Source organism: Agarivorans sp. QJM3NY_25 (assembly GCF_050870875.2).
GTDB lineage: Bacteria > Pseudomonadota > Gammaproteobacteria > Enterobacterales > Celerinatantimonadaceae > Agarivorans.
The window spans coordinates 2,620,969-2,647,087 of record NZ_CP194041.2; the positions used below are offsets into that span (position 1 = coordinate 2,620,969).

The 26,119-nt window shown below is 43.5% G+C and carries 16 protein-coding genes; 2 read left to right on the forward strand and 14 right to left on the reverse strand.

Going from position 1 to position 26,119, the window contains the following annotated elements:
• Nucleotides 1-21 precede the first annotated feature (21 nt).
• A complete protein-coding gene (locus tag ACRRSW_RS12135) occupies nt 22-2,520 on the reverse strand; it encodes an ABC transporter permease (RefSeq protein WP_432459469.1) in 2,499 nt (832 codons plus the stop codon).
• A gap of 10 nt (nt 2,521-2,530) precedes the next feature.
• Nucleotides 2,531-3,229: an ABC transporter ATP-binding protein gene (locus ACRRSW_RS12140; protein WP_432459470.1), complete on the reverse strand. Its 699-nt coding sequence runs from the start codon at nt 3,227-3,229 to the stop codon at nt 2,531-2,533.
• Between the two features lie 16 nt (nt 3,230-3,245).
• On the opposite strand from ACRRSW_RS12140, the gene ACRRSW_RS12145 reads away from it, so the two are divergent.
• Nucleotides 3,246-3,887 carry an arylesterase gene (locus ACRRSW_RS12145; protein ID WP_432459471.1) on the forward strand — a complete coding sequence of 214 codons (642 nt, stop codon included), beginning with the start codon at nt 3,246-3,248 and terminating at the stop codon, nt 3,885-3,887.
• Nucleotides 3,888-4,099: 212 nt separating this feature from the next.
• Here ACRRSW_RS12145 and ACRRSW_RS12150 read toward each other — a convergent pair whose 3' ends face one another.
• The 9 genes from ACRRSW_RS12150 to ACRRSW_RS12190 form a co-directional block, all read right to left on the reverse strand.
• Complete coding sequence (locus ACRRSW_RS12150) at nt 4,100-4,651, reverse strand: cell division protein ZapC domain-containing protein (protein WP_432459472.1); 552 nt, start codon at nt 4,649-4,651, stop codon at nt 4,100-4,102.
• Nucleotides 4,652-4,740: 89 nt separating this feature from the next.
• Nucleotides 4,741-5,751 (reverse strand): quinone-dependent dihydroorotate dehydrogenase, encoded by a 1,011-nt coding sequence (pyrD, locus tag ACRRSW_RS12155; RefSeq protein ID WP_432459473.1) that lies wholly within the window; start codon nt 5,749-5,751, stop codon nt 4,741-4,743.
• Between the two features lie 57 nt (nt 5,752-5,808).
• Nucleotides 5,809-10,641 (reverse strand): NAD-glutamate dehydrogenase, encoded by a 4,833-nt coding sequence (locus ACRRSW_RS12160; protein ID WP_432459474.1) that lies wholly within the window; start codon nt 10,639-10,641, stop codon nt 5,809-5,811.
• Between the two features lie 158 nt (nt 10,642-10,799).
• Entirely contained in the window at nt 10,800-11,018 is a 219-nt protein-coding gene (locus ACRRSW_RS12165; protein ID WP_432452973.1) for a DUF2835 family protein, read from the reverse strand.
• Between the two features lie 17 nt (nt 11,019-11,035).
• Nucleotides 11,036-13,660, reverse strand: coding sequence for an aminopeptidase N (gene pepN / locus ACRRSW_RS12170; protein ID WP_432459475.1), 2,625 nt, complete (start codon nt 13,658-13,660; stop codon nt 11,036-11,038).
• Between the two features lie 308 nt (nt 13,661-13,968).
• Nucleotides 13,969-15,348 (reverse strand): sodium-dependent transporter, encoded by a 1,380-nt coding sequence (locus tag ACRRSW_RS12175; RefSeq protein WP_432452971.1) that lies wholly within the window; start codon nt 15,346-15,348, stop codon nt 13,969-13,971.
• 194 nt (nt 15,349-15,542) lie between these two features.
• Nucleotides 15,543-16,916: a D-alanyl-D-alanine carboxypeptidase/D-alanyl-D-alanine endopeptidase gene (gene dacB / locus ACRRSW_RS12180; protein ID WP_432459476.1), complete on the reverse strand. Its 1,374-nt coding sequence runs from the start codon at nt 16,914-16,916 to the stop codon at nt 15,543-15,545.
• 89 nt (nt 16,917-17,005) lie between these two features.
• Nucleotides 17,006-18,718 carry a DEAD/DEAH box helicase gene (locus ACRRSW_RS12185; RefSeq protein WP_432459477.1) on the reverse strand — a complete coding sequence of 571 codons (1,713 nt, stop codon included), beginning with the start codon at nt 18,716-18,718 and terminating at the stop codon, nt 17,006-17,008.
• Nucleotides 18,719-18,884: 166 nt separating this feature from the next.
• Nucleotides 18,885-19,229 (reverse strand): Grx4 family monothiol glutaredoxin, encoded by a 345-nt coding sequence (locus ACRRSW_RS12190; RefSeq protein WP_432452968.1) that lies wholly within the window; start codon nt 19,227-19,229, stop codon nt 18,885-18,887.
• Nucleotides 19,230-19,447: 218 nt separating this feature from the next.
• On the opposite strand from ACRRSW_RS12190, the gene sodB reads away from it, so the two are divergent.
• Nucleotides 19,448-20,029, forward strand: coding sequence for a superoxide dismutase [Fe] (sodB, locus tag ACRRSW_RS12195; RefSeq protein WP_432452967.1), 582 nt, complete (start codon nt 19,448-19,450; stop codon nt 20,027-20,029).
• Between the two features lie 29 nt (nt 20,030-20,058).
• Here sodB and ACRRSW_RS12200 read toward each other — a convergent pair whose 3' ends face one another.
• From ACRRSW_RS12200 to pyrC, 3 genes are all read right to left on the reverse strand, one after another.
• Complete coding sequence (locus ACRRSW_RS12200; protein ID WP_432452966.1) at nt 20,059-20,370, reverse strand: SelT/SelW/SelH family protein; 312 nt, start codon at nt 20,368-20,370, stop codon at nt 20,059-20,061.
• 2 nt (nt 20,371-20,372) lie between these two features.
• Nucleotides 20,373-24,233: an ATP-dependent RNA helicase HrpA gene (hrpA, locus tag ACRRSW_RS12205; RefSeq protein WP_432452964.1), complete on the reverse strand. Its 3,861-nt coding sequence runs from the start codon at nt 24,231-24,233 to the stop codon at nt 20,373-20,375.
• 829 nt (nt 24,234-25,062) lie between these two features.
• Nucleotides 25,063-26,034, reverse strand: coding sequence for a dihydroorotase (gene pyrC, locus ACRRSW_RS12210; protein WP_432456177.1), 972 nt, complete (start codon nt 26,032-26,034; stop codon nt 25,063-25,065).
• Between the last annotated feature and the right edge of the window lie 85 nt (nt 26,035-26,119).

Here is a 26,119-nt window from a genome sequence, read left to right on the forward strand (position 1 = left end):
GACCACTAAAGCGAGAAAAGCTTAACGCAAACTTCTCACCAACTGAGCCGAGTTTCGCTTCAGTAAACGTAAGGTTGAACTCGCCCCCATACTGGCAATCACCACCATTCCCAACACTGGGCCAATCAACCACAGGCTCCAGTTCAACATCGGTCGGATCTCAAACACTTGAGTTTGTAGTAACAATAATACCCCTTGAGCTGCGCACGCGGCGATGAAGCCAGATAATAGACCGAGGATAACAAATTCGTAAATCACGGCATTTCTCAATACTTTACCGCTGGCACCTAGAGTGCGTAGAATCACCGTTTGCAGTCGGCGTTCTTGTAACGAGCCCTGCACTTGAGCAAATAGCACTAAACTACTGGCTAACAGTACCACCACCAACACCAATCGAAGCGCCAGTGATACTTGGTCAACCACTTGGCTCAACTGCTGAATCAGAGCCTTCACATCAATTAATACCAAGGTAGGAAAACTCGCCATAGTTTCAGCCATCCAAGCACTTTTATTGGCTGGTAAATTAAAAGAGCTCAAATATCCACTTGGAAAAGAGGCCATCACATCTTGACTCAATAGCACAAAGAAATTTGGTTGCATGGTATTCCAATCAACACTGCGAATACTGCTTACCTTTACTTCAAAGGTACTGGCCCCCACCATAAAACGCAGCGTATCACCGAGTTTAATCGCTAAACGCTCGGCAAAATCTTGCTCCACCGAAGCTTGCTGCTGGCTTTGAGGGCTTAACCACTGGCCATCAATTACTTGATTTCGATAGGGTAAGTCTGCAGTGCTACTTAAATTAAGTTCCCGACCAGCCCCACGACGACGCGACGATTCCTTATCTGAATATTCGCCATTGGCTTGCTGACTCACTAGCTCATCATTGATCGCCACTAAGCGCCCACGCAACATCGGAAACAAGGGGCCCAAATTAATATTCTCGGCCGCGAAACGATCGATTAATGGCTGTTTTTGCTGTTGGCTAATATTGTAAACAAAATGGTTAGGAGCCCCGGCCGGCAGTTGTTGCTGCCATTCGCTAATGAGATCCTGTTGAATCACCCACACCACTAAAGCAAGTTTGATGGCAACGGTAAAGCCAATCAACTGAACCCGATTCTGTTTCGCTCTTTTATAAAGCGATGAGACCGCAATTTTAAGGCTCACGTGACCTAAATTGCTTGAACGTTTTTTAAGTAGCCACAGCAATAGCTGGCTGGTTAACAACAGCACCAACACCGCCAATAAACCTACGCCCAATAGAATAAGGCTGAGCGATAAAGATGCGCTATACAACCATAATAAGCCAAACACGCTCAGCAGCATCCATAGGCCGACCCATAACGGCTTCACCACACCATCGTCGCTGTCACGACGGATCACCCGCATTGGTGCCACATTAAATAACTGTAAGAGAGTTGGCAAAGTAAAGGCAAAGCCACAAATCAAACCACTACCCACCGCCATCAGATAAGGTTTCAAACCTGCGCTTGGCAAGGTAATGTTAATACTAGCTTCCACATAATTGACCACAGGCCATTGCAAAATGGAGGCAAGTCCCAATCCCAGCAATGTTGATAACAAAACGACGCTAGATAAATGTCCAATGTAAATGCGTCTGATCTGTACTTTACTTGCCCCAACAACTTTAAACATCGCCACCGTATCGTAATGACGTTGACAGTACAGCCTGCTGGCGACCGCAATCGCCACGCAAGCCAACAAAACCCCAATTAAGCCCGCAAGCAATAAAAATTGCTGCGCCTTGGTTAAGGCATTGGCTAGCGGAGAGCTACCACTACTGACGTTAATGAAACGTTGATTATCCGCGAGCAAGGGCTTTAATTGCAGCTCTAAGTCGGCTAAACGAGATTTACTTCCTGCGAACATGTAGCGGTAAGATAAGCGACTGCCAGGCTGAACCACCTCGGTTTGAAGCACATCGGCGATATTAATCATGACCCGAGGCGCAGTCATAAATACGCTAAATGGCGCATCAGGTTCATTCACGATACGCCCGGCGATCTTTAATGTCGCCTCGCCTATCTCAATTTGATCGCCAATATTTACGCCAAGCTGATAAAACAAACGTTCGGCTAAATACACTTGTCCTATCGGAACGCCTTTTATCGAGGCACCACCACTACCAGTCGGCTGTTTACTCACTCGCAACGCCCCCTTCAGTGGATAGTGATTCGACACCGCCTTCACACTCGCCAAAACTAACTTATCATTGGCATATAACATCGATGGAAAGAGCAATTGCTCCGCGTAATCTAATTGTAAGCGGCTTGCTCGCTGCGCCAAATCAAGATCAACGGGATGTCCACTACGAACCAAGCGGTCGGCGGCAATAAAGTCTCCGCTCTTAGAAAAAATGGCCTGTTCTAAACGATCAGTAATACTACTGAACAACCATACTGAGCTCACCGCAAGCACAATAGCAGCGGCAATAATCGTCAGTTCCCCACGCCGCAGTTCAGCACGAAATAAACGCCAAATCAGCTTATTCATCGAAGATTCCTTATCCGTCAATCATTTGCCCAGCTTGTAAGGTTATTTGCCTTGAGCAACGCTCCGCCAAACCTCGTTCATGGGTCACCAAAACTAAGGTCGCGCCCGATTGTTGGTTTAATGCAAATAACAAGTCTTCAATGTTTTTTCCGTTGTCACTATCTAAATTGGCGGAAGGTTCATCCGCAAACAAGACCTCGGGCTGGCAAATAAAGGCTCTCGCAATTGCGACCCTTTGTTGCTCGCCACCAGACAGTTGATTAGGATAATGATGATGGCGCTCGGTTAAGCCCACCTTATTTAGCCACTGTTCCGCCAACTCCTTAGCCTTGGTGATCCCTTTTAATTCTGCCGGTAACATAACGTTTTCCAGAGCAGTTAAGGCTGGAACTAATAAAAACTGTTGAAAAATAAAACCCACTTTATCGCGTCTTAAACGTGCCCGTTGCTCTTCATCTAAGGCCGACAATTTTTCGCTGCATAATTCAACCTCTCCCTGGCTGGCGCTATCCAAGCCAGCTAAAATACTGAGTAAGGTAGTTTTTCCTGAACCAGATGCGCCCACAATGGCAAGTGATTCTCCTTGGTTAATTTGCACATTGATATCTTTTAATAAGCTCAAACTCCCATTTGGAGTGGCAACCTGATGATTGAGTCCAGTTGCATTTATGATTATCTTAGAGGGAGACGACTGTGATTCTACTGACATAAATAGGTACTCGATAATGATTGTTACTCGGAAAACTGGGTATTACGTATTCAGCTTATTGCTGGTTTTACTCTGTTTGACAATAAATACCAAAGCTAGAGCAAATACCAAATCGATGTTAATCCTCGGTGATAGTTTAAGTGCCGCCTACGGTATGACTCTTGAGCAAGGCTGGGTATCACTCACTGAACAACACTATCGAGACAACAATAAGCCGTTATACTTAATTAATGCAAGTATCAGCGGTGAAACCAGCGCCGGTGCTTTACGAAGATTACCAGATTTATTGGCAGAACATCCTGTCGATTGGCTACTTATTGAGCTTGGTGGTAATGATGGCCTACAAGGCCAGGCGATTAACAGTATCACCGATAATCTTACAGCAATGGTGCAACTCGCCAAACAGCAAGGTATACAAGTGGCGGTGATGCAAATCCGCATCCCGCCAAACTATGGCAAACGTTACACCACTGCCTTTGAAAGCTTATATAAAACGCTGGCAGAACAACAACAGATCAATTACTTACCTTTTTTTATTGAAGATATCGCGACCCAAAGCGAATTGATGCAAAACGATGGGATCCATCCCAATCAGCAGGCGCAAGCCTTGATTAGTCGGCGGATGCAGCAGCAATTACTTGAATTAGTTGAAGATTAGCCACAGTAACTTTAAATAATTAATGCTTCTAGACACGGCTTATTCGTCCGTAAAACAGTCAATTGATTAGACCGAACTGACGCTGATAACCGACAAGCTTGATTTGAATCAGAACGCTCAATTGTCCATCAATCAGTTTGTGGTAACTATATTTGAATGTGAAACCAAGCTTATGCCCGAAATGAAGCAATTGAGGCGAAAGCTTTACAGGCCTAAGCTGTTTGGGCGAAACCGCGAGATGGTTGAAGTAAACGAGAGAGAGGCATGACCCGATCGTGCATCACTTTAATGGCTTCAAATTGACCTAAACTTTTACGCGGGTCCAATTGCAAGCCTGCTTCAATGGTCATCACCGTATAGCTTTGCTCACTGCGCTCAACAATCACACAGCGACTATGCGCGGAATCACTTTGTAGTACCACCAGTTGACCCAATTGCAAATCGCTTTGCTGAACGGTGCCGATACTCTTGAAAAACCAACTTTGCGGCATCAACGGTTTAAGAAATTGCGCGGCGGCTAAAGCATTTAAACAAATTTGAACTTTAATCGCTTCAGACCAATTAACCTCTTCTAATTGCTCTAAAAATTGATAATAAAGCTGAGTCTGTTCGGTCGTGAAAGGACTGTCTTCTTGAGCATGTAGAACACAACGCTTTTTACACAACTTAGACACAAACAGCATATTAGGCCCCAAGTCCAGAGTCATTACTCCTTTATTGGTATCAAATATCCAGTGCCATTGTTTATTAGGTTGTATTAACATTTTAAAAAGACAGATCTATCCATGTGAGTTCACTTAATAAACAAATGTACTACGTGAACTCAATAATAACAAATAAATTTAAAAATTTTTTATATAACTTTGGAAATCTGCTTAATTAATTCGGGACCTTTATAAATAAATCCACTATATATTTGAACTAGTTTGGCTCCCGCTTCCATTTTTTCTTTTGCAGCCATCCCTGAGTCTATTCCGCCAACACCAATGATCGGGATCTCCGATTTTAAATAATGATCTAATTTACGAATAACTTCTGTCGATTTTAATTGCAAAGGACGCCCGCTTAAACCTCCAGCCTCACTAGCATGGTTCATCCCCTCAACCATTGAGCGCTCTAGGGTGGTATTGGTTGCAATCACCCCATCTAATTTATAACGGATCAGACTGTCACTAATTTGTTCAATTTCCGCTTCTGATAAATCAGGTGCTATTTTAATCAACAGTGGTACATGTTTATTATATTGCTGGCTAAGTTGATCTTTTCGCTCAGTAAGATCCTTTAATAGATCTTCTAGCGCTTCACCATATTGTAAAGATCTTAAACCGGGAGTATTTGGACTAGAAATATTAACTGCGATATAAGAGGCATGGGCAAAGGCTTTATTCATACCGATTAAATAATCGTCTTTACCATTTTCAACAGGCGTATCAAAGTTTTTACCAATATTGATCCCAAGGATCCCTTTGAACTGGCTTTGCTCAACCTGATTGATTAAATAATCGATCCCTTTATTATTAAAGCCCATTCGATTAATTAAACCTTCGGCTTCTAATACCCTAAAAATACGAGGCTTTTCGTTACCTGACTGAGCGCGAGGGGTTACCGTTCCAACTTCTATAAAACCAAAGCCCATTGCAGCAAAAGCTTGAATACACTCGCCATTCTTATCTAAACCAGCCGCTAAGCCGACCGGATTAGGAAACGTAAGTCCCATTAGTTCTACTGGGTTGGCTGGAACTTGTTGGCGGTACAGTCTGTCAAGTAAGGTTCCGCCAGTACGCTTAAACATCTCGATAGTCAGATCATGAGCGGATTCAGGATTTAGTTGAAAAATTAGTTTACGAGCGAGTGGGTAATACATTTAGACTCCTAGTATAAGACCCCCGAAGATGCAGGGCTTCGGGGGCAGTATTTTATACTAGTTTACCGAGCAATTTAAATTTAATAGATTCAATTCCCTTAATAATACTGAAAATTTCGCAAATTCATGGATATTTCCGGTTTTGAAGTCGGCCAACATCTGATTCCAGCGAAGCAAAAGGCTCTCGTGAGCGGCTAACCAATCATCCAAAGCATTTTCACTTTCCATCTGAGTCGCCCATTTTAGAGCACTCATGGTAAGCTGCCGTTGTTGCCAGTCGAGATCTTCTCTAAAAGAAGAACGCGCTAAGGCCTGCCAATGGTTATCTACCGCTTGGATATTAATTTGCTCTAGGAACCAATGTAAGCCGATATTTGCACCAAGATTAAAGTACAGTCTTGCCACCGCAACAATATCTTGCTCGCCTTGTTCAGCAATCTCGGTGAGGTCTAAGATCGAAAACATCGAATCCATCTTGGCCATGGTACTGGCTAACTCTGCTGGCACATGTTGCTGCTGCAGCTTATCTGCTTGCTGATTTACCAAGTCCACCTCATCGCTGGCAAGTACGTCCAGTAACTGCTGATTTAGTTGCAAATAACTCGGGCGATAACGTTCTATTTGCTCTGCGATGGTCAAGGAGCGATCTCTTAGTGTTAAGAAACGTCGCGTGGCTCGACGTATAGTCCTGCGCAAGCTGTTAATCATGCTCAATTGAAGTTGCGCATTCACTCGATTATCCAAGGCTTCAATTTGCTCATAAAGCTCCCATGCGCCAAAGACTTCACAAGCAGTCATATAACAAGTACAAATTTCTGCGGCGCTCGACCCCGTTTCTTCAATCAGGCGAGTGACAAAGTTAAAGCCAACATCATCAACCACCTGGTTCGCCAAACGAGTCGCCACAATCTCTTGGCGAAGTGGATGCTGATGCATCTGTTCAACATAACGTTGCTGCAATAAAGCAGGGAAAGACTTAATCAAAGTTTGACTAAGATAGGGATCCTCGGTTACTTCGGAAACATTAAACCATTCTTTCAAGGCCATTTTGCCATATGCAACCAACACCGCTAATTCGGGTCTGGTGAGCCCTTGACCATTTGCCTCTCGCTCTAATAACTCTTCATCGCTAGGCAAAAACTCTAAACTTCGGTTTAAACGCCCTTCCCGCTCTAAAATATGCATAAAGCGGCTAACTTCTTTAACGGTACTCTCACCAAGTTGTTCCGTCGCACTGATCGATTGACTCTGACGATAGGCATTTTCTAATACAATGAGTGACACATCTTCGGTCATTTCAACTAACAATTTGTTACGTTGTTTTTCTGTAAGATCACCATTTGTCACCAAGCCATTGAGCAAAATTTTAATATTCACTTCATTATCGGAGCAATCTACACCACCCACATTATCGGTGAAATCGGTATTAATTCGACCGCCATTCTCGGCAATTTCAATACGGCCAAGCTGAGTAATCCCAAGATTGCCCCCTTCACCAACAATTTTCGCGCGAAGTTGCTTACCATTGATCCGCAACGAATCATTAGCGCGATCACCAACGTCGGTATTGGATTCGGAACTGGCTTTGATATAAGTCCCAATACCACCGTTCCAAAATAAATCAACAGATGCACATAGGATCAACTGAATCAAAGCATTTGGCGTAACACTGCTTAGTTTGGTATCAAGTAGACGCTGAATTTCAGGGCTTAGCTTAATCGACTTAGCACTACGTAAGAAAATGCCTCCACCTTCAGAGATTAAACTGTTGTCGTAGTCTTGCCATGAGGAACGCGGTAATTCAAATAGCCGTTTACGTTCTTGGTAAGAACGCGCTGCATCAGGATTGGGGTCAATAAAGATATGCATATGGTTGAAGGCAGCAACTAAACAGGTATGTTCCGAAAGCAACATCCCATTCCCAAATACATCACCTGCCATATCCCCAACTGCGACACAGCTAAAGTCGGAGGTTTGACAATTCACGCCAATTTCTCGGAAATGACGTTTTACCGACTCCCAAGCCCCTCGAGCAGTAATCCCCATACCTTTATGATCGTAACCGTTACTGCCACCGGATGCGAAGGCATCCCCCATCCAGAATTGATACTCCTGACTAATTTGGTTGGCAATGTCAGAGAAAGTTGCGGTACCTTTATCGGCGGCCACCACCAAATAAGGATCATCAGGGTCACGTCGAACCACTTGGGGAGGCGCAATAATCTCTCCCTTAATATTATTATCGGTAATATCCAATAAACCGCGAATAAAGGTGCGATAACACTGTTTGCCTTCGGTTAACCAAGCATCTCGATCGCTCGGCGCAGGCAAACGCTTACAAACAAAACCACCTTTAGCACCGACTGGTACGATCACCGTGTTTTTCACCTGTTGAGCTTTGACTAGACCCAGTACCTCAGTTCTAAAGTCTTCACGTCGATCAGACCAGCGCAATCCACCTCGAGCAACTTTACCTCCCCGTAGGTGAACCCCTTCGACTCTCGGCGAATAAACAAAAACTTCGAACATTGGCACAGGCTGCGGCATATCCGAAATTTGCCGAGGGTCAATTTTAAAGGAGATATAGTCTTTAACTTGTTTGTCTGCAGTAAGCTGGTAAAAATTGGTCCGTAAAGTTGCTTTAATCATCTCTAAGTAACGACGAATAATTCGGTCATCATCTAGGTTTTCGACACCATCCAACAAACTAATCAACTTCGCTTCTATCTTTTCTTCGGTCTTTTCAGAACGCTTTAGACTGGGATTAAAACGACGATGGAATAAATCCATTAATAAGGTAGATATTTGCGGGTAACTTGCGAAGGTTTCTTCAATATAGCTTTGGTTAAAATTACTGCCGATCTGACGCATATACTTCGCGTAGGCTCTGAGTAAGGCAACATTTCTACCGGACACTTGCGCAGCCAAAACCAAGCGATTGAAACCGTCGTTTTCAAGCTGTCCAGACCAAATTTCAGCAAAGGCTTGTTGGAAATTATCACGATTTTTTTCGATGTCCAAAGCTTGTTCGCCCACAAACAACATCGAAAAGTCCAACAACCAATATACTTTATTATCGCTGCTGGTTAAGCGATATGGTGTTTCACCAATCACCCGCAAGCCCATATTTTCTAACATCGGTAATACATCAGAAAGATGTAACGGTTCATTCAAATGAAATAATTTTAAGCGGACATGATTGTTATTAATATTCTCTTCTTGGGGCCGATAGAACAACATCCCCAATTGATTCTCATCACTGAGTTCTTCAAATTGCATGATATCGGCAACAGCCGAACCCGGTAGCACGTCTTCTTTATATGAACGAGGAAAAGCACTTTGATATTTACTGCTTAATTGAATCGCACGCTCTTCACCGAAATTAGATACCAAAGAATCTGATAAACGGTCTTCCCAGGTTCTAGCGGCTTCAATTAGGTTGGTTTGTAACTGGCTCAAATCAAACTCCTGATTGCTATTTTCTACTCTCACTAGATAGTGAGTGCGCGCCATTGAGCCTTCGGTGTAATAGGTTGTAAATTCGACTTCTTCCGTGGATTTAAAGTGTTGCTTGAATATCTCTTGGCTATCTATCCTTAAAGCCGTGTTATAACGGTCTTTGCTGGTATAAACCAAGCAAGAGTAGAAACGCCCGTATAAATCTTTTCGCACAAACAACTTCACTAAGTCGCGCTCTTGAATTTGCTCGACACCTAAACCAATATCCAACAATTCCTCTTCACTCGCCTGGATCAACTCATCTCTGGGATAAGTTTCCATAATATTCAGCAATGACTTATATGCATGAGACCCTTCGGGTAGAGCCGAGTTAACCATAATTCGAGCAAGCTTTTGATTAATCAAGGGGATTTCTAGAGGACTGCGATTATAGATAGAAGAAGCATATAAACCGACAAAACGATGCTCTCCAATCACCTGACCCGCTTTATTAAAAACTTTAATCCCAACGTGATCGATATAAGCGGGACGATGCACTCGCGACTTATGATTACTCTTGTTCAACACCAACGGCGTCTGATTCGTCGCCAGTTCACGACCGGCCTCGGTATAGCTCGATAAAGAGACTACCTGACTCGTCACGTATTCTCGGTAGAGACCTAAACTGCCTTCGTCATCGGGAATCAACTGAAAGTCCCCTTTCACTTCTTTGAGTGCGTAGTGACGATAACCCATCAGCGTAAAGTTGTGATCAGACATCCACTCTAAAAAAGCACAGCTCTGAGCTAGTAAATAGTTGTCTATTGGCCCTTTAGTTTTGGCCAAGTCTGCGGTGACATCAATTAACTTTTGCAGCATCACCTGCCAATCATTAACCACCACTGCGACTTCGTCCAAGACCTTACTCAGTTCGTTACTCAACTTACGCAAGGCTGTTTCGTCGCTTTGGCGGTCAACTTCAATCATGAATATGGTTTGATTGCCAAACTCACTATGCTGCACGTCATATACAGCGGTCACTTGATTATTCTCATCGCGGTCTAAACGCATTGGTTGATGCAATAATAAGTGAGTATTAATGCCACTGCGAACCAAGGCCATTCGAACCGAATCAACTAAAAACGGTGAATCTGGTACAACAATTTCGATAATCGTGTGGGTAGATTGCCAACCGTGACGGCTTAACTCAGGGTTATAGACTTTAATATGTCGGTCACAAGTTTTTGTAAGATTTAGCGTATTCCATAAGCCAACTCCGACCCCATATAAGTCGCTGTCACTGCGATTGGCCAGGTCGTCACTGCCTAGCCCAGAAAACAGCCGAGTTAAAAACTGCTCAGCTAAGGGCGCCGCCCTTGCATCCAGTTTCTGGTTAACAATTTGATAGACTTTCTTAAGTAATACGGAGGCGTGTTGCTGCGCTCTTGTCATAACGCATTCCTTTTCTAAGTAGAGTAATATTATTATTGTGTAAAACAACAGCTTATTGTTTATTTGAGTGTAGTCGGGTTTAAAAATTAATCGAAAAATAACTCGAACAACTACAGCGGCAATTAAACCATGTTTTTACATATATACAACATTGTTCACTAGATTTTTTGAAGAGATATGAATTTATTTTGGTTATCGGTCGATAATACAAAACGACCGCTAATGCCTGAAGCATTTAAAAAGGACAAAAAACGCAACGCGGGAATTTGCACCCGCGTGCCTTTATCATCAACAGCGATCACCGAACGGGCACTACCTCGGTAGACCCGCTCAAACTCCAGATATGAAATATGTAAATTAAAATAATACTGTTTCATACTGCAAACGATACTGATTAAGCTCTGAGTTGTTGTAAACCATTGGTGACTTTTTCATAAAGATCTTTACTCAAGTCTGGCAAATCTGCTAAACGTTGTAATTGCTCAATAATCAAGTCTTTACGTGGTTGATCAAGTTTTACCGTTTGGATCAAAGGCGTAATCAAACGCGATGCCACTTGTGGGTTTTGTTGATTTAAGATACACAAAACATCGGTTAAATAACAATAGCCAGAACCATCTTTTGCGTGAAACTTTCGAAGGTTATTATTTACAAAACTTCCAATTAAGGCGCGAACACGGTTGGGATTTTCCATGCTAAAGCTCGGATGCTCGGTGAGGGCTTTAACCCGAGCGAGACTATCTCCTTGTGCAAAATTAGCCTGTAAGGCAAACCATTTATCCATGACTAAACCATCATGTTGCCAGTGTTGCTCATAATCATCAAACATCTGCTGCCGCTGCTCAATTTGGGCATTGTTAGCCGCTGCCATTGCCGCCAGCTTATCGGTCATTAATGAACTCTCAAAATAGGCTGCCAAGACCACTTCTGGCTTAATATATGCCACATACTGTAAGCAAGCGGCACGTAAAGAGCGCCACGCGATATCAGAATGCGCCAGAGTTTGCTGCTCAGATCCGGCACATAAACGCTCAAGGGATACAAATTCTTCACTTAAACGATTGGCCAGTACAGAAATAAAGAAGTCTCTCGACTCAGCAATCGCATCGACATCCACCGCGGCAAAGCTATCGGCGATTTCGTTTTCACTACTAATCGTTAATAATTCAGCCAATAAACCATTATCGAGCTGACGATCATTGAGTAATTGTCGGAAGGTTTCAACAATTTCATCGGCAACATTCAGCGTTTGGCCTTGCTGTAACAGCCCAACCGCTTGCTGCATCCAACGTGCGACTAACTTTTGCATGCCATCCCAACGAGCAAAAGTATTACTCGCATGGTTAATGATCAGTAACAATTCAGTTAGTGAATAATCCATTTCTAGTTTTACAGGTGCAGATAAATCTTGCAGCAATACCACGGTTGGTTGGCTAGTGATGCCATCAAATACCCAGCTTTGCTCAGCCGATGTTAACTCAAGCACTGAAGATAGCGTTTGCCCTTGAGCAGTAAGCGCTAAACTTTGACCATCACTGGCTAATAACTCGATAGACACCGGAATATGTAAGGCCTGCTTTTGCGTTTGATCTGCGGTGGCCGCAGTATGTTGCGAAATACTAAGATTAAACTGCTGCGCTTGTTTATCGTAATTGCCAATGGCATTTAAAATAGGGGTACCCGATTGGCTGTACCATAACTTAAATTGGCTAAGATCTTTGCCGCTGGCATCTTGCATCGCATTCACAAAGTCATCGCAGGTGACTGCTTGTCCGTCGTGACGCTCAACATAAGTTTTCATCCCAGCTTGAAAGGCCGCTTCACCTAATAAGGTGTGTAACATGCGGATCACTTCTGCGCCCTTTTCGTAAACTGTTAAAGTGTAGAAATTATTCATTTCAATCACCTTATCAGGGCGAATTGGGTGGGCCATTGGTCCCGCATCTTCGGCAAACTGATGACTACGTAAAATACGTACATTTTTGATCCGATTGACGGCCCTTGAGCCCAAATCAGAGCTGAATTCTTGATCTCGGAATACCGTCAAGCCTTCTTTTAAAGAGAGTTGAAACCAATCTCTACAGGTAATTCGGTTACCAGTCCAGTTATGAAAATACTCGTGACCAATGACCGCTTCTATGCCTAAGAAATCACTATCGGTGGCGCTCTGTTTGTTCGCTAGAACATATTTTGAATTAAAGACATTAAGGCCCTTATTTTCCATCGCGCCCATATTGAAGAAATCGACAGCTACAATCATATAAATGTCGAGATCATATTCTAAGTTAAAACGTTGCTCGTCCCACTTCATCGCCTCTTTCAGGGATTGCATCGCGTGTTCACTTCGATCCAAATTACCCTTATCGACAAATAACTCGAGCGCAATCCGCCGCCCCGATTGGGTAACAAAACTGTCTTCAAGTAAATCAAAATCACCCGCAACTAATGCAAACAAGTAACATGGTTTGGGAAATGGGTCTTGCCAGCGCACCCAATGTTTACCATTGTCGAGGTCGCCCTGCTCTATCTTATTACCATTAGCGAGTAGATACGGATAAGCTGCTTTGTCAGCAATAATTTTGGTGTGATAGGTCGCTAAAACATCTGGCCGATCGAGGAAGTAGGTGATCCGTCGAAATCCTTCGGCTTCACACTGAGTACAAAAAGCATTCCCTGACTGATACAAACCTTCAAAGGCCTTGTTTTCGACCGGATTAATTTGAGTCACAATTTCTAAATCGAAACTTGTCGGCAAGTTACTCAGCACTAATTGACTGTCAGTAACGTGGTAATCGGTGTGTGCTTGCTGATTGACCTTGATGGACAGCAGTTGCAGCTTTTCCCCATCTAAGACTAAATCTTCGGCGGAGGCATCGACCCGAAGCACCTTGGATACCGCTGTCACCTTAGTATGATTAGGCTCGAGGTCAAATTCTAAATCCACCTGCTCGATGGTATATTGAGGTGCTTGATAATCTGCACGATATTTAGCGACGGGTTGGGCTGCTAGTTCTGCCATGACTCTTCCTTTTAGTAGAAATTCAAAAATAAACTAAAACGTGTTTAAGTCGGTTTATCTTCAGTCGTAAAATTGTAATAAACGCTCAGGTTTAAAAAAACCATTTTAAAACAATATGCTGATGAATCTAAACTAAAAAAGCGACATCAATGAGTACTTGGGCAAAGAAGTGTCAATCGAGTGACTACAATCGTAAAAGATAAACAGACCGAGTTGTATTGTAAGAGATATTGGCGACTGCTGCTAACGATTTTAAAGGGACTAAAAAGCAAAAAGTCGGCCTAAGCCGACTTATCAAGTGTTGTATATCAAAATGCCAGCAAACCAACGGCGTTTAAAAACACCAGTGCGATGGCAATTGGAGAAATAAAACGAACACTCTTCATGAACAAGCTAAAGTTACGGCTTTTCATACCAATCCCCTGTTTAACACGCTCCCCCTGCATCATCCAACCGACAAATATAGTGATGAGTAATCCGCCTAATGGTAGTAATACGCTTGCCGTTAGATAATCAAGGATCTCAAAAAAGTTGCTTCCCATGGGCCCGGCATCTATCTGTGCAAATTCCCAACCACTAAATGAAGCAATCGTTCCCAAACTGAGTAGCCAAACGGCAAAGCCAGCAATAACGGCGGCAACGTTACGACGTAAGCCGCGACGCTCAACCAAGTAAGCAGCACTCGATTCAAGCAAGGCGATTGCAGAAGTAAATGCAGCGACCACCACCATCACAAAGAATACCACAGAGACAAGCGATCCCATTGGCATGGAGCCAAAAGCAATCGGTAATGACACGAACAATAAACCGGGTCCAGCACTCGGCTCAATACCGTGAGCAAACACAATAGGATAAATAGCTAAACCAGCCATCAGCGCAACCACGGTATCGGCAATCGCGATATAAATAGAAGTTTTAGCTATCGAAGTGCCTTCAGGCAAGTAAGCACCGTAGATCATCATGATCCCAGATGACAAGCTGAGGGTGAAGAAAGCATGACCGAGAGCTATCATCACGCCATGAACAGTTAATTTAGAAAAATCAGGTTTAAACATAAAATTAACTGCGGCAGCAAAATCACCGGTCACTGCGGCATAAACCATAATCATTGCCAACAATACAAACAACGCAGGCATCAACAAATAGACCACCCGTTCTAAACCCTTAGTGACCCCCTTTGCTAAGACCAGAATGGTTGCCCCAATCACAATGCTTGCCCACAAGGTGAGTTGCAAAGGATCTGAAGTTAAAGCACCAAACATTGCTCCAACTTGCTCAGCATTACCTGCAGCTGCCGAGATATCTCCTGATAACGATTTAAATACATAAGCCACTGCCCAGCCAGCAATCACAATGTAAAAGCTTAACACCAAGAACCCAGCCAATACCCCCATGCCACCAATAAATGCCCAATGTTTAGAACGTCCATGTTCAAGCGCTACTTTCGCGACCGCGTTGGCTGGTGTAGAACGCCCTTGTTTACCTAAGTAAACCTCTGCCATCATCACCGGAATGCCGATGAACATAATGCATAAAAGGTAAACGAGTACGAAAGCACCGCCGCCGTTCTCTCCCATGATATAGGGAAACTTCCAGATATTACCAAGCCCTACTGCGGCCCCTGTTGCCGCTAAAACGTAGGCAAAATTACTCGACCAGCGATTATTCACTGAGGTGTTATTACTCATATTTTCTCTTAATAATTGTGTATGCGAATTGCGTTCTTGTTATTGGCCGCAGATCTAAGCATAAAGCACATGTAAATTACAGAAAAAATGAATCTTTATGCTAATAATCAGGGGGCTATCTCCATATACAATCTAGTAAAGACTCAGTAATGAGTATTAAACGCTGAATGTTCATGCATATACAAAGCATGTTTCTAATTGAGAGCTTGCCACTGCTTTTCCAACCAATCTCTCTCATAAACTAATATTGGATGCACCACACGACGCTCTTTCACGGCTTGGCGCTGTTGTTCGTTGAGAGCAACCCCATTGCTCATAAATACAAACGGGCTTAGGTGACCTTGTTTTTCAATAAATCCAACTAGGTTCATCACGCCTGTCACATAACCACTTTTAGCGTGAATATGATGTTTTAACGGAGATTTGGTGACACTGCGGCGATATTTAAGCGTGCCATTTTCTCCAGCGATGGCGAGTATACTAGGCAAAACTTGTAGTTGCGGGTCTGTTTGCCAGCGTTGCAAAAGCTGATATAACAACTCGGCACTAATCAAGTTCTCCCGTGACAACCCCGAGCCATCACGCATCACGACCTGACTCACATCCAAACCCAAAGCAGTCAATTGAGCCAAAACAATTTTACTCGCAACTGCGTAACTCGCTTTACGTCCTTGTGCTGCGGCTAGACTTTTAAAAATACTATCTGCGGTCAAATTGTCAGACTCAACCAACATAAATTTCAGTAAATCGATCAGCGGTACTGACTGATGTGTAAAAACTGTTGGAAACGGAGCTAACCGAGAACGATATTGTATTTGTCCGCTATACTTCGCCCCCAGTTGCGCCAGCACTCGGCCTAGCTTCAACGAAAAGTAACGATGCTCATCGGTAATCGAAAAGCGTAATGGCATCATTTTGGCATTTTTTGGTATACAGCCTGAAAGCTGGTAGTGATTATGATCTTTAACCACCAGACGTTGTTCACAATCTGCAGTATCAGCCGCCACCGTCATAATTTGATTGTCCATATTAAGCAAGCTCGGATCACTAATATGTAAATCACTCAATTGCCCGATTTTACCTGGTTTCAAATTGCCATTAATACAATTGCCATCAATATTCAGTGCCGATACTGGCGAAGCAAAACAAATCCCAATATCGTTCCACACCTGACCACGACTGCGATTGTGACCACTAAAGACACCATCGTCGATGGTGATTGAATGAATTTTTTTGCCATAACGGCTGAAGGCTCTGGTCAGTAATGCATTCAGATCTTTGCTGCTTAAACTAGGATCGCCACTCATATGAAGGTGAAGGTCTAAGCCCTGCTCGCTCAACTTGATACTGAGTTGAGTATTAAAACGAAAATCTGCGCCTAAAATTTTCATTGCAGCAGTTGCCGTTACAATTTTTAAGGTACTGGCAGGCACCAGTAACTGTTGGCTATTCGCCTGACTGACTGGTCCAATATAACTAAGTGTTGCGCCCCGTAAGGGCTTTGTCTCGGCTTGCGATAAACCACAAACCAACAATAGAGAAATAACAAGAAGGGGAAAAAAACGCATCTTAACTCGCAGTGCACCAATGGTACCGAGAGTATATAAAAAAAGGTGAAACTAAGTTCACCTTTTCCTATTAATTTTAGCGATTATTGCTATTGAGCAATCAGCTCTAAACGCATTGCACGTTGGCGAACAAAGCTACGCTTAAGATGATTAAAAGTTTTCTCTGGCATACCGCTCGGTAATTCAACCGTTGAATAACTATCAAATAACTTCACGCTACCGATGTAATCGCTGCTAATGTTGGCTTCGTTAGCAATCGCGCCTACGATATGCTTGGTTTGTACACCATGTTCACGACCAGCATCAACTCGATAGGTGTTCATTTCAACATCAGCGGTACGGCGTTTACGTTTTGTCGCGCCAGCTTCAGAGCGGCTAGGACGTTCGCCTCTTTCGCCGCGAGCACTGCGCTCACCACGAGGAGCGCGAGACCGATCACCACGATCGTTACCAGCGAAACGAGCTGAACGAGGTTCAGGATCGGCTGGCAGCTTGAATGGTCGTGCTAACTGACTTTGGAACAATAAGGCTGTCGCTAATTCTAATTCAGTCATACCAAGGTTTGTCGCTAATTCGCTAGCAATGGCTTGATAATCTTCTAACTTAGTATTTTTAACCGCGGTGGTTAATTTATCTTGAAAACTCGCAATACGTTGTTTTTCGATTTGTTCACGAGTAGGCAACTCCATCGCTTCAATCTTTTGTCGTGTGGTGCGCTCGATATTGCGCAACAAACGCTGCTCACGATAACCCACAAACATAATCGCTTTACCACTACGTCCTGCTCGACCCGTACGGCCAATGCGGTGAACGTAAGCCTCAGCATCATAAGGAATATCGAAGTTAACCACGAGGCCAATACGCTCTACATCAAGACCACGAGCGGCAACATCGGTAGCGACAACAATATCCAACTTACCCGATTTTAAACGGGTGATGGTGCGCTCACGCATGGTTTGGTTCATGTCACCGTTTAAAGCGGCAACACTAAAGCCCTTCGCTTCGAGGCGCTCAGCAATTTCAGTGGTCGAACTTTTGGTACGCGAAAAGATAATCGCAGCACCATCACTATTCACTTCAAGGATCCGAGCCAAAGCTTCTATTTTGTTTAAACCAGCAACATTCCAATAGTATTGGTCAATGTTAGACACTGTTTGCGTCTTGTTGGCAATTTTTACTTCTTTCGGAGCTGACATGTAGTTCTTAGTCAGATTTTTAATTGCTGGCGGCATGGTTGCTGAAAACAACGCTGTTTGGCGTTCTTTTGGCATGTCACGCATGATGCGTTCGACATCATCAATAAAGCCCATACGCAACATTTCGTCGGCTTCATCTAATACTAAGGCTCTAAGTTGATCTAACTTCAACTTACCACGTTCTAAGTGGTCAATCGTACGTCCTGGTGTTCCTACAATAATTTGAGGGCCACGACGCAGTTCTTTAATTTGTTGTCCATAATCGGCACCGCCATAAATGGCAAGTACGCGTAAACCAGGTACATGACGGCTAAAGTCTTTAATTGCATCCGCAACCTGATTCGCCAATTCGCGAGTTGGTGCTAACACCAACATCTGCGGCACATTTAATTGTGGATCAAGCTTTGCGATTAAAGGCAAAGAAAAAGCTGCAGTTTTACCCGTTCCGGTCTGCGCTAAGCCAAGTACATCGTGTCCTTCCAGCAGTAATGGAATGGTTTTTTCCTGAATTGGAGACGGCGTCTCAAATCCAATCTCGGCAATTGCTTTTAAAATTGTTTCAGGGAGAGCAAATTGCTCAAAACTCGTACTGCTGGATTCTGTCATATTTGGCCCACGATTATTTAAAGGATGCGCACTATACGCTTTTGATCACAAAATGTCTCATTGATTTTAGCTTTTTATGGAAAAATTTTAAGCAACTTGATATGAGACAAAAAAAACCACTCGAATAAAGAGCGGTTGATTCCTTCAATTAGAGCTGAATATTAGTCTATTCAGCCTCACTTTCTGGCGCAGGATGTTTTGCCGCCGTATCTTTAATTAAAGGGTGTAATTCGCCACTGCGGAACATCTCCATCACGATGTCACAACCGCCAACTAATTCGCCTTCAACCCACAGTTGTGGGAAAGTTGGCCAATCAGCATAGTTAGGCAGTTCAGCGCGAATGTCAGGGTTTTGCAAAATATCGACATAGGCAAAACGTTCACCACATTGCATTAAAGCTTCAACCGTTTGCGCTGAGAAACCACAACTAGGGAACTTCGGAGAACCTTTCATGTAGAGTAGGATCGGGTTTTCAGCAATTTGCTGCTTAATTTTATCAACAGTTTCCATTTTAAAATTCTCTAATTTTTTACACTAAGTCTATTCTAGGTGCTATGACTATACCGTAGCAAAAAAAATCTCTGATTTCACCACTTTGAGCTAGATCAATATTTTTTAATATTTTTGCTTTTCCGCCTACTGTTGTAATGCTAAACTAGTTTGTAAAGTTTTTACTATATAAAATATTGTGCTGTTGCTTCAGCCAATTATTACAAGGAGAGAGAAACATGGCTTTTACACTACCTGAACTACCTTATGCACAAGACGCGTTAGAACCGCACATCTCTGCTGAGACCTTATCTTTCCACTACGGTAAACACCACAATACCTATGTGGTAAAACTAAATGGTTTAATCGAAGGCACTGATTTAGCTGAGAAAAGTTTAGAAGAAATCGTTAAAAATTCCACTGGCGGCGTATTTAACAACGCAGCGCAAGTTTGGAACCATACCTTTTACTGGAACTGCTTGGCGCCAAATGCTGGCGGTCAACCAAGTGGAGCACTTGCAGCAGCCATTGACGCAAGTTTTGGTTCTTTCGAAGAATTTAAAGCGAAATTTACCGATAGCGCAGTCAACAACTTTGGCTCCAGCTGGACTTGGTTAGTCAAAAATGCTGACGGCAGTCTCGCGATCGTAAATACCAGTAATGCAGCTACACCACTGACTGACGAAACGGTTACGCCAGTGCTAACCTGTGACTTATGGGAACATGCTTACTACATCGATTACCGTAACGTTCGCCCTGATTACCTCAATGCATTCTGGGCATTGGTAAACTGGGAGTTTGCCTCAGCAAATTTTGCTTAAGCAAAAAAGCTTGCTAAGAACCAAGGGCGCTAATCAGCGCCCTTTTTATTTTTGTCACTGTGTCCTAAATTCATTTCCGGTGCGATCAGGTCGCGTACTCGTTGCTTTAGAATTTTAGCTTCCGGAAAACCTTCATCAGCCACTCGACACCAAATCAATTTTCCATCGAGGTAAATTTGAAAACGTCCTTTACTCGCTGGTTTTAAAGCCACTTCTGCCAACTCTTGTGAAAATGTCGTAAGTAGCTCTTGACTCAACCAAGAGGCGCGTAATAACCAACCACACAAACTACAATAATAAATTACGACGCGAGGCTGGTCTTTTGATTGTTGTAATGCCATCGTTATTTCCCTTTTTGTAACTCACTCATATGACTCAGCACTCTTTTTAAGGAAATTGGATATTTAGTGCCCAATTGCTGAGCAAACAGCGATACCCGCAGCTCTTCTATCATCCAGCGAAGTTCTTGACCCTGTTCATTATATATGGGTAAGGCTAAGACTTGTTCCCGTTCAACCGCCGTTTCAATTTGTTGCATGGCTAAACGGTCTTTATGCGCGTCGATCGCTAATTTTTCCAAGCGCTTTTCAATTGCTTTTAAATAACGCTGTAAATCGGCTAAACGCGCTACGCCAACCTCTCGCACGAATCCTTTATAAACCAATCTAGCAAGCTGCGCTTTAATATCAGCATGAGCCATCACTCGATCAAAACCGACTTTACCTTTCAAGGACTTATTAATTTGGTAATGCAAACTTAAAATTTTCTCTACCTGTACGACTACAGCTAAAGTTTCAGTTGCCAACTCGGCCCGTACGGTATCACATAAGGCAACAAAGTCCGCTTGATTATCCACCGGCTGTAGTCGCGAGTATTTGTCGATGACCGCTAAACAACAGTCATCCAATAACACATCAACCCGACCAAAAGGATTAAAGTACAAACCAAGTTTGGCTTTATTAGGCAGATGCTGCTGCAAATAACTCAGCGGTGAAGGAATATTCAGTTGCAATAACTTACTTAAGCCACGAGACTGACTCCAACTCGCTTCTTCGGCTTTATCAAACAACTTAAGGGCCACTGTTTTCCCCTCATCCACCAATGCCGGATAAGCGGTTATTTGATAACCTTGACGTTGTTCTTCTATCATCGTCGGCAACTCACCAAAGCTCCATTGACTAACACTCGCTTGCTCGGCGAACGCACTAGGCGCAATTTCAGCAAGCGTTTGCTCAACTTCGTCCTGAAGTTTGGTTTGCAATACTTGATAACTTCGCCCCTGAGAAACGACTTTACCTTGATCATTCACCACCTTAAAGTTGACCTTAAGATGGTCTGGTACAGCATCTAGATTCCAGGCATCCTCGGGGATCTTACAGCCGGTCATTCTGAGTAATTGCTTGGTCAATATTGGTAACAACTCGCCTTCGGCCTGCGGGACCGCTTGCATAAAGGCTTGAACGTAATTCGGTACTGGTACGAAATTACGTCGTATAGGCTTAGGCAAAGATTTAATCAGAGCGCTAATTAAAGCTTCTCTAAACGCTGGGATCTGCCAATCGAAACGTGAGTAATCAATCTGGTTTAATAATGCCAATGGAATATGGACACTCACCCCATCGTCTACTTCACTTGGTTCAAAAACATAACTAAGGGCCAACGCAAAGCCATCTAACTGCCAGCTATCTGGATATTGCTGCTCAGTCACATGACTCGCATCATGTTGATACAACATTTGTTTTGAAAAATTGAGTAAGTCTGGCTGTTGTCGCTGCGCTTGCTTCCACCAGCGATTAAAGTGAGAAGCAGAGACAATATCTTCTGCTAAACGTGCGGCATAAAAATCAAACAACACCTGATCATCCACCCGCACATCGCGGCGACGTTGCTTTTGCTCTAAGGCTTCGACATCCTCGAGTAAGCGCTGATTTTGTTTAAAAAAGCTGTGTTTACTTGACCACTGCCCCTCGACTAAAGCGGAGCGAATAAAGACTTCTCGGGCCACAACGGGATCAATTCGACCATAATTAATCAGACGTTTGCTCACTAAACTTACACCATACAAACGCACGCTTTCGTAAGCCATCACCGCTTGTTGCTTGGTCGACCAGTGCGGCTCACTATAAGACTTTTTAATCAGGTGTTCAGCCTGCGCTTCTAACCAATTAGGCTGAATCTTTGCTACGCCACGCGCAAACAAACGAGAGGTTTCCACCAGCTCGGCAGCCACCACCCATTTAGGGGGCTTTTTCGCTTGACTAGATCCCGGGAATACCACAAAGCGTGCGTTTCGTGCGCCTAAAAACTCTCGCTCTTTGTCTTTAAAACCAAAGTGACTGAGCAAACCAGCGGTCACTGCCTGGTGAATGGCATCGTAATTCGCCTCATTTTGACTCAGTGGATAACCTAACTCTTTTACCACCGTTGAAAGCTGAAACACTAAGTCTTGCCACTCGCGAATCCGCATGTAAGCTAAAAACTCTTGCTTACATTGTTTACGAAATTGGTTACTTGATAAAGCCTTTTGTTGTTCTTGTAAATAACGCCATAGTAATAAGTAGCTCGAGAAATCGGAATCTTTATCAACAAAGCGTGCGTGTTGTTGGTCTGCCGCTTGTTTACGGTCACTAGGTCGCTCTCGCGGATCTTGGATCGATAAGGCTGCACAAATCACCATCATTTCTTGAACACAGCCAAAACTCTTCGCAGCCACCATCATTCTCGCTAAGCGAGGATCGATGGGAAACTTAATCACCTCACGCCCTAAAGCGCTAAGGCTTGGCTTCCCGTGCTGCTGATGTAAAGCCCCAATTTCCTCGAGTAGGTTCAAACCATCTTTAATATTTCGCTGATCGGGCATATCAATAAATGGAAAGTCTTCCAACTTACCAAGCCTTAAGCCAAGCATTTGCAAAATAACCGAGGCTAAATTGGTTCGTAAAATTTCAGGATCGGTAAACTCCGGCCGACCAGCAAAGTCATCTTCACTATATAAACGAATACAGATCCCTTCTGCCACCCGCCCACAACGTCCTTTACGCTGATTGGCACTCGCTTGAGAAATCGCTTCAATTGGCAAGCGTTGAACTTTAGAACGATAGCTATAGCGACTAATTCTGGCGGAACCGGGGTCGATAACATAACGGATCCCTGGCACCGTTAAACTAGTTTCGGCAACGTTCGTGGCTAACACGATACGACGACCACGATGGGCTGCAAAAATGCGATTTTGCTCCGCATTAGAGAGACGAGAATATAAAGGCAATACTTCAGTGTCACGTAACTGGCGCTTCTGTAAGTAATCTGTCGCATCTCTAATTTCACGTTCGCCATTCATGAAAATTAATATGTCACCGGGTTTTTCCCGATATAGTTCGTCAACCGCATCGGCGATACCTTCTAGGACATCTTTGGTTTGCTCTGCTTCGTTAAGCGGGCGATATCGAGTATCAACCGGATAGGTTCTGCCTGAGACTTCAATCACCGGAGCGTCGTTAAAATGCCTAGAAAATCGTTGCGGATCAATGGTTGCCGAAGTGATAATAATTTTTAAATCAGGTCGCTTGGGCAATAATTGCTTGAGCACTCCGAGGATGAAATCAATATTCAGACTACGTTCATGGGCCTCATCAATAATCAAAACTTCGTATTGAGAAAGAAAACGGTCCTGTTGCATCTCGGCAAGCAACATCCCGTCAGTCATCAGCTTAATTAAACTATCCGCTTTAATTTGATCGTTAAAACGAATTTTATAACCGACCAAATCGCCTACTGGAGTCTCTAATTCTTCTGCAATACGAGCGGCTACACTACGGGCGGCCAACCGCCGAGGCTGAGTATGGCCGATGAAACCACGACTCCCTAAGCCTAACTCTAAACAAATTTTTGGGATCTGGGTTGTTTTACCCGAGCCCGTTTCACCAGCGATGATCACCACTTGATGATCACGGATCGCTTCATAAAGTTTTTGTTTTTGCTCAACGACGGGTAGCTGCGGAGGGTAATGAATGACAGGAATAGTCGCTCGTCGACGACTTGCTAACTGACAAGAGCGATCGAGAGCCTGAGCAAGTTTAACAAAAGCGGCACTTTTTTGTTCCAGATCGTCGGATGTTAACTTAGTCAGCTGCCGCTGAAGACGATAACGATCCTTTGCCAAAGCGAAGCTGATTTGTTGTTTCAAGTTTGATAGAGCGGACTGCAAGAATAAAACCTCGTAGGGTTGCATACGAGGCGCAAATGCTAACAACAATCGCTAAGAAAACAAGTCTAAGCCACCTGTTTATAGCAACAAGCACATCGAGTAACACCAGCTGCAGCGAAATGATGATGACTCTGTTCATCATCGACCCTCAGCTGGACTAAAAAGCAACCAGTTGAAAAACAAAATACATCAAGAAAATCTCAATGTTGACTTCATTCACCCATTTGGGGAATGGTCAGTCTAAGCACTGAACTATATCCTATACACAACTGATTTGTTTATTCAGTTATCGCGTTTAGTTATTTATTGCGGTGTAATTTTTACACATTTTATGCAGGCCCTTTGCTTATATATTAGGCAAAGGGCTTTTTTATATTCTGGCCGCAGTGAAATCGCCAGAAATCAGCAAACATACGCCTTTCCCTATGCGCCATCGCTATTCTTATGAATATCCACTTAATTCACCCATTTGGGGAATGGATAGCTAGATGGCCTCACTATATGATTTAACTGACTGATTTGCTAATTCAGTCATCGCGTTTAGTTACCTATTGCTGTGTTTACTACACAATTTATGCATGCCCTTTGTTTATATTAAACAGAGGGCTTTTTTTCTCTGTGATTCGCGACCCGCAAGCCTCATGAAAACACCAAACAAAAGCCAATATTAACTCAATTCACCCATTTGGGGCATGGTGTAATACTTGATCCCGCTGTAATGTTAAAGAGACTGATTTGCTAATTCAGTCTTCGCGTTTAGTTACCTATTGCAGTGTTTGTAATTATACAATTTATGCGGCCCTTTGCTTTATTAAGCAAAGGGCTTTTTTTATCTGACTTGCCATTGCAGAGTTTCACCAGCATAGAATGGTACCAAGGCTTGTTCCTCGACCATCACCTGTGATGGGACCTGCCAAGCCTGCCTGCTTAGGGTAATGGTCTCTTTATTACGGGGTAATCCATAAAAATCAGGACCATTAAAACTAGCAAAGGCTTCCAACTTGTCCAAAATTCCCAGTTGCTCAAATATTTCTGCATATAACTCGATAGCAGCTGGCGCACTATAACAGCCGGCACAACCACAGGCGCTTTCTTTTGCACCTTGTAAATGTGGCGCTGAATCCGTTCCCAAAAAAATCTTAGGCGTTCCGCTGGCAACCGCTTGTTGTAAAGCCTGTTGGTGGTTTTGACGCTTTAATACTGGTAAACAATAGTTATGAGGTCTTAAGCCCCCCGCCAAAAGATGGTTGCGGTTATACATTAAATGCTGAGGCGTAATTGTTGCCCCGACATGATCTGGCGCGCTGAGGACAAATTCCGCAGCTTCGGCAGTCGTGATATGTTCAAAAACAATTTTCAGTTCCGGTAGGGACTTGACCAAATTCCGCATATAGCTATCGATAAATACTGCTTCACGATCAAAAATATCGATATCGGCATGTGTCACTTCCCCATGCACCAGCAGTAAAATATTATGCTTTGCCATTGTTTCAAACACTGGGCGCAAGGCATCGACGTCGGTCACACCATGAGCTGAGTTTGTCGTGGCATTGGCTGGATACAATTTACAGGCTTTAATGATGCCACTGGCTGCCGCCTCTTCAATCAATTGTGGGCTTGTCGCATCGGTTAAATAGAGAGTCATCAGTGGTTCAAAAGAGCTCTCCTGGGGAAGAACCTGTTTGATCCGTTGCAAATACGCTCGAGCATCTTCAACTCGAGTCACTGGCGGAGTTAAATTTGGCATCACAATCGCTCGGGAAAAATGTTTAGCGGTTGCATTCGCGGCAACTGATAACATTGCTCCATCACGCAAATGTAAATGCCAATCATCAGGCCGAATAATAGTCAACTCTTGCGTCACAACGTTCCCCTAATTCAATATG

What these genes read in the sequence shown, in the direction of transcription:
- ACRRSW_RS12135 (WP_432459469.1), bottom strand. Translation starts at nt 2,520, where the DNA reads ATGAATAAGCTGATTTGGCGTTTATTTCGTGCTGAACTGCGGCGTGGG.
- ACRRSW_RS12140 (WP_432459470.1), bottom strand. Translation starts at nt 3,229, where the DNA reads ATGTCAGTAGAATCACAGTCGTCTCCCTCTAAGATAATCATAAATGCA.
- ACRRSW_RS12145 (WP_432459471.1), top strand. Translation starts at nt 3,246, where the DNA reads ATGATTGTTACTCGGAAAACTGGGTATTACGTATTCAGCTTATTGCTG.
- ACRRSW_RS12150 (WP_432459472.1), bottom strand. Translation starts at nt 4,651, where the DNA reads ATGTTAATACAACCTAATAAACAATGGCACTGGATATTTGATACCAAT.
- pyrD (WP_432459473.1), bottom strand. Translation starts at nt 5,751, where the DNA reads ATGTATTACCCACTCGCTCGTAAACTAATTTTTCAACTAAATCCTGAA.
- ACRRSW_RS12160 (WP_432459474.1), bottom strand. Translation starts at nt 10,641, where the DNA reads ATGACAAGAGCGCAGCAACACGCCTCCGTATTACTTAAGAAAGTCTAT.
- ACRRSW_RS12165 (WP_432452973.1), bottom strand. Translation starts at nt 11,018, where the DNA reads ATGAAACAGTATTATTTTAATTTACATATTTCATATCTGGAGTTTGAG.
- pepN (WP_432459475.1), bottom strand. Translation starts at nt 13,660, where the DNA reads ATGGCAGAACTAGCAGCCCAACCCGTCGCTAAATATCGTGCAGATTAT.
- ACRRSW_RS12175 (WP_432452971.1), bottom strand. Translation starts at nt 15,348, where the DNA reads ATGAGTAATAACACCTCAGTGAATAATCGCTGGTCGAGTAATTTTGCC.
- dacB (WP_432459476.1), bottom strand. Translation starts at nt 16,916, where the DNA reads ATGCGTTTTTTTCCCCTTCTTGTTATTTCTCTATTGTTGGTTTGTGGT.
- ACRRSW_RS12185 (WP_432459477.1), bottom strand. Translation starts at nt 18,718, where the DNA reads ATGACAGAATCCAGCAGTACGAGTTTTGAGCAATTTGCTCTCCCTGAA.
- ACRRSW_RS12190 (WP_432452968.1), bottom strand. Translation starts at nt 19,229, where the DNA reads ATGGAAACTGTTGATAAAATTAAGCAGCAAATTGCTGAAAACCCGATC.
- sodB (WP_432452967.1), top strand. Translation starts at nt 19,448, where the DNA reads ATGGCTTTTACACTACCTGAACTACCTTATGCACAAGACGCGTTAGAA.
- ACRRSW_RS12200 (WP_432452966.1), bottom strand. Translation starts at nt 20,370, where the DNA reads ATGGCATTACAACAATCAAAAGACCAGCCTCGCGTCGTAATTTATTAT.
- pyrC (WP_432456177.1), bottom strand. Translation starts at nt 26,034, where the DNA reads ATGTTATCAGTTGCCGCGAATGCAACCGCTAAACATTTTTCCCGAGCG.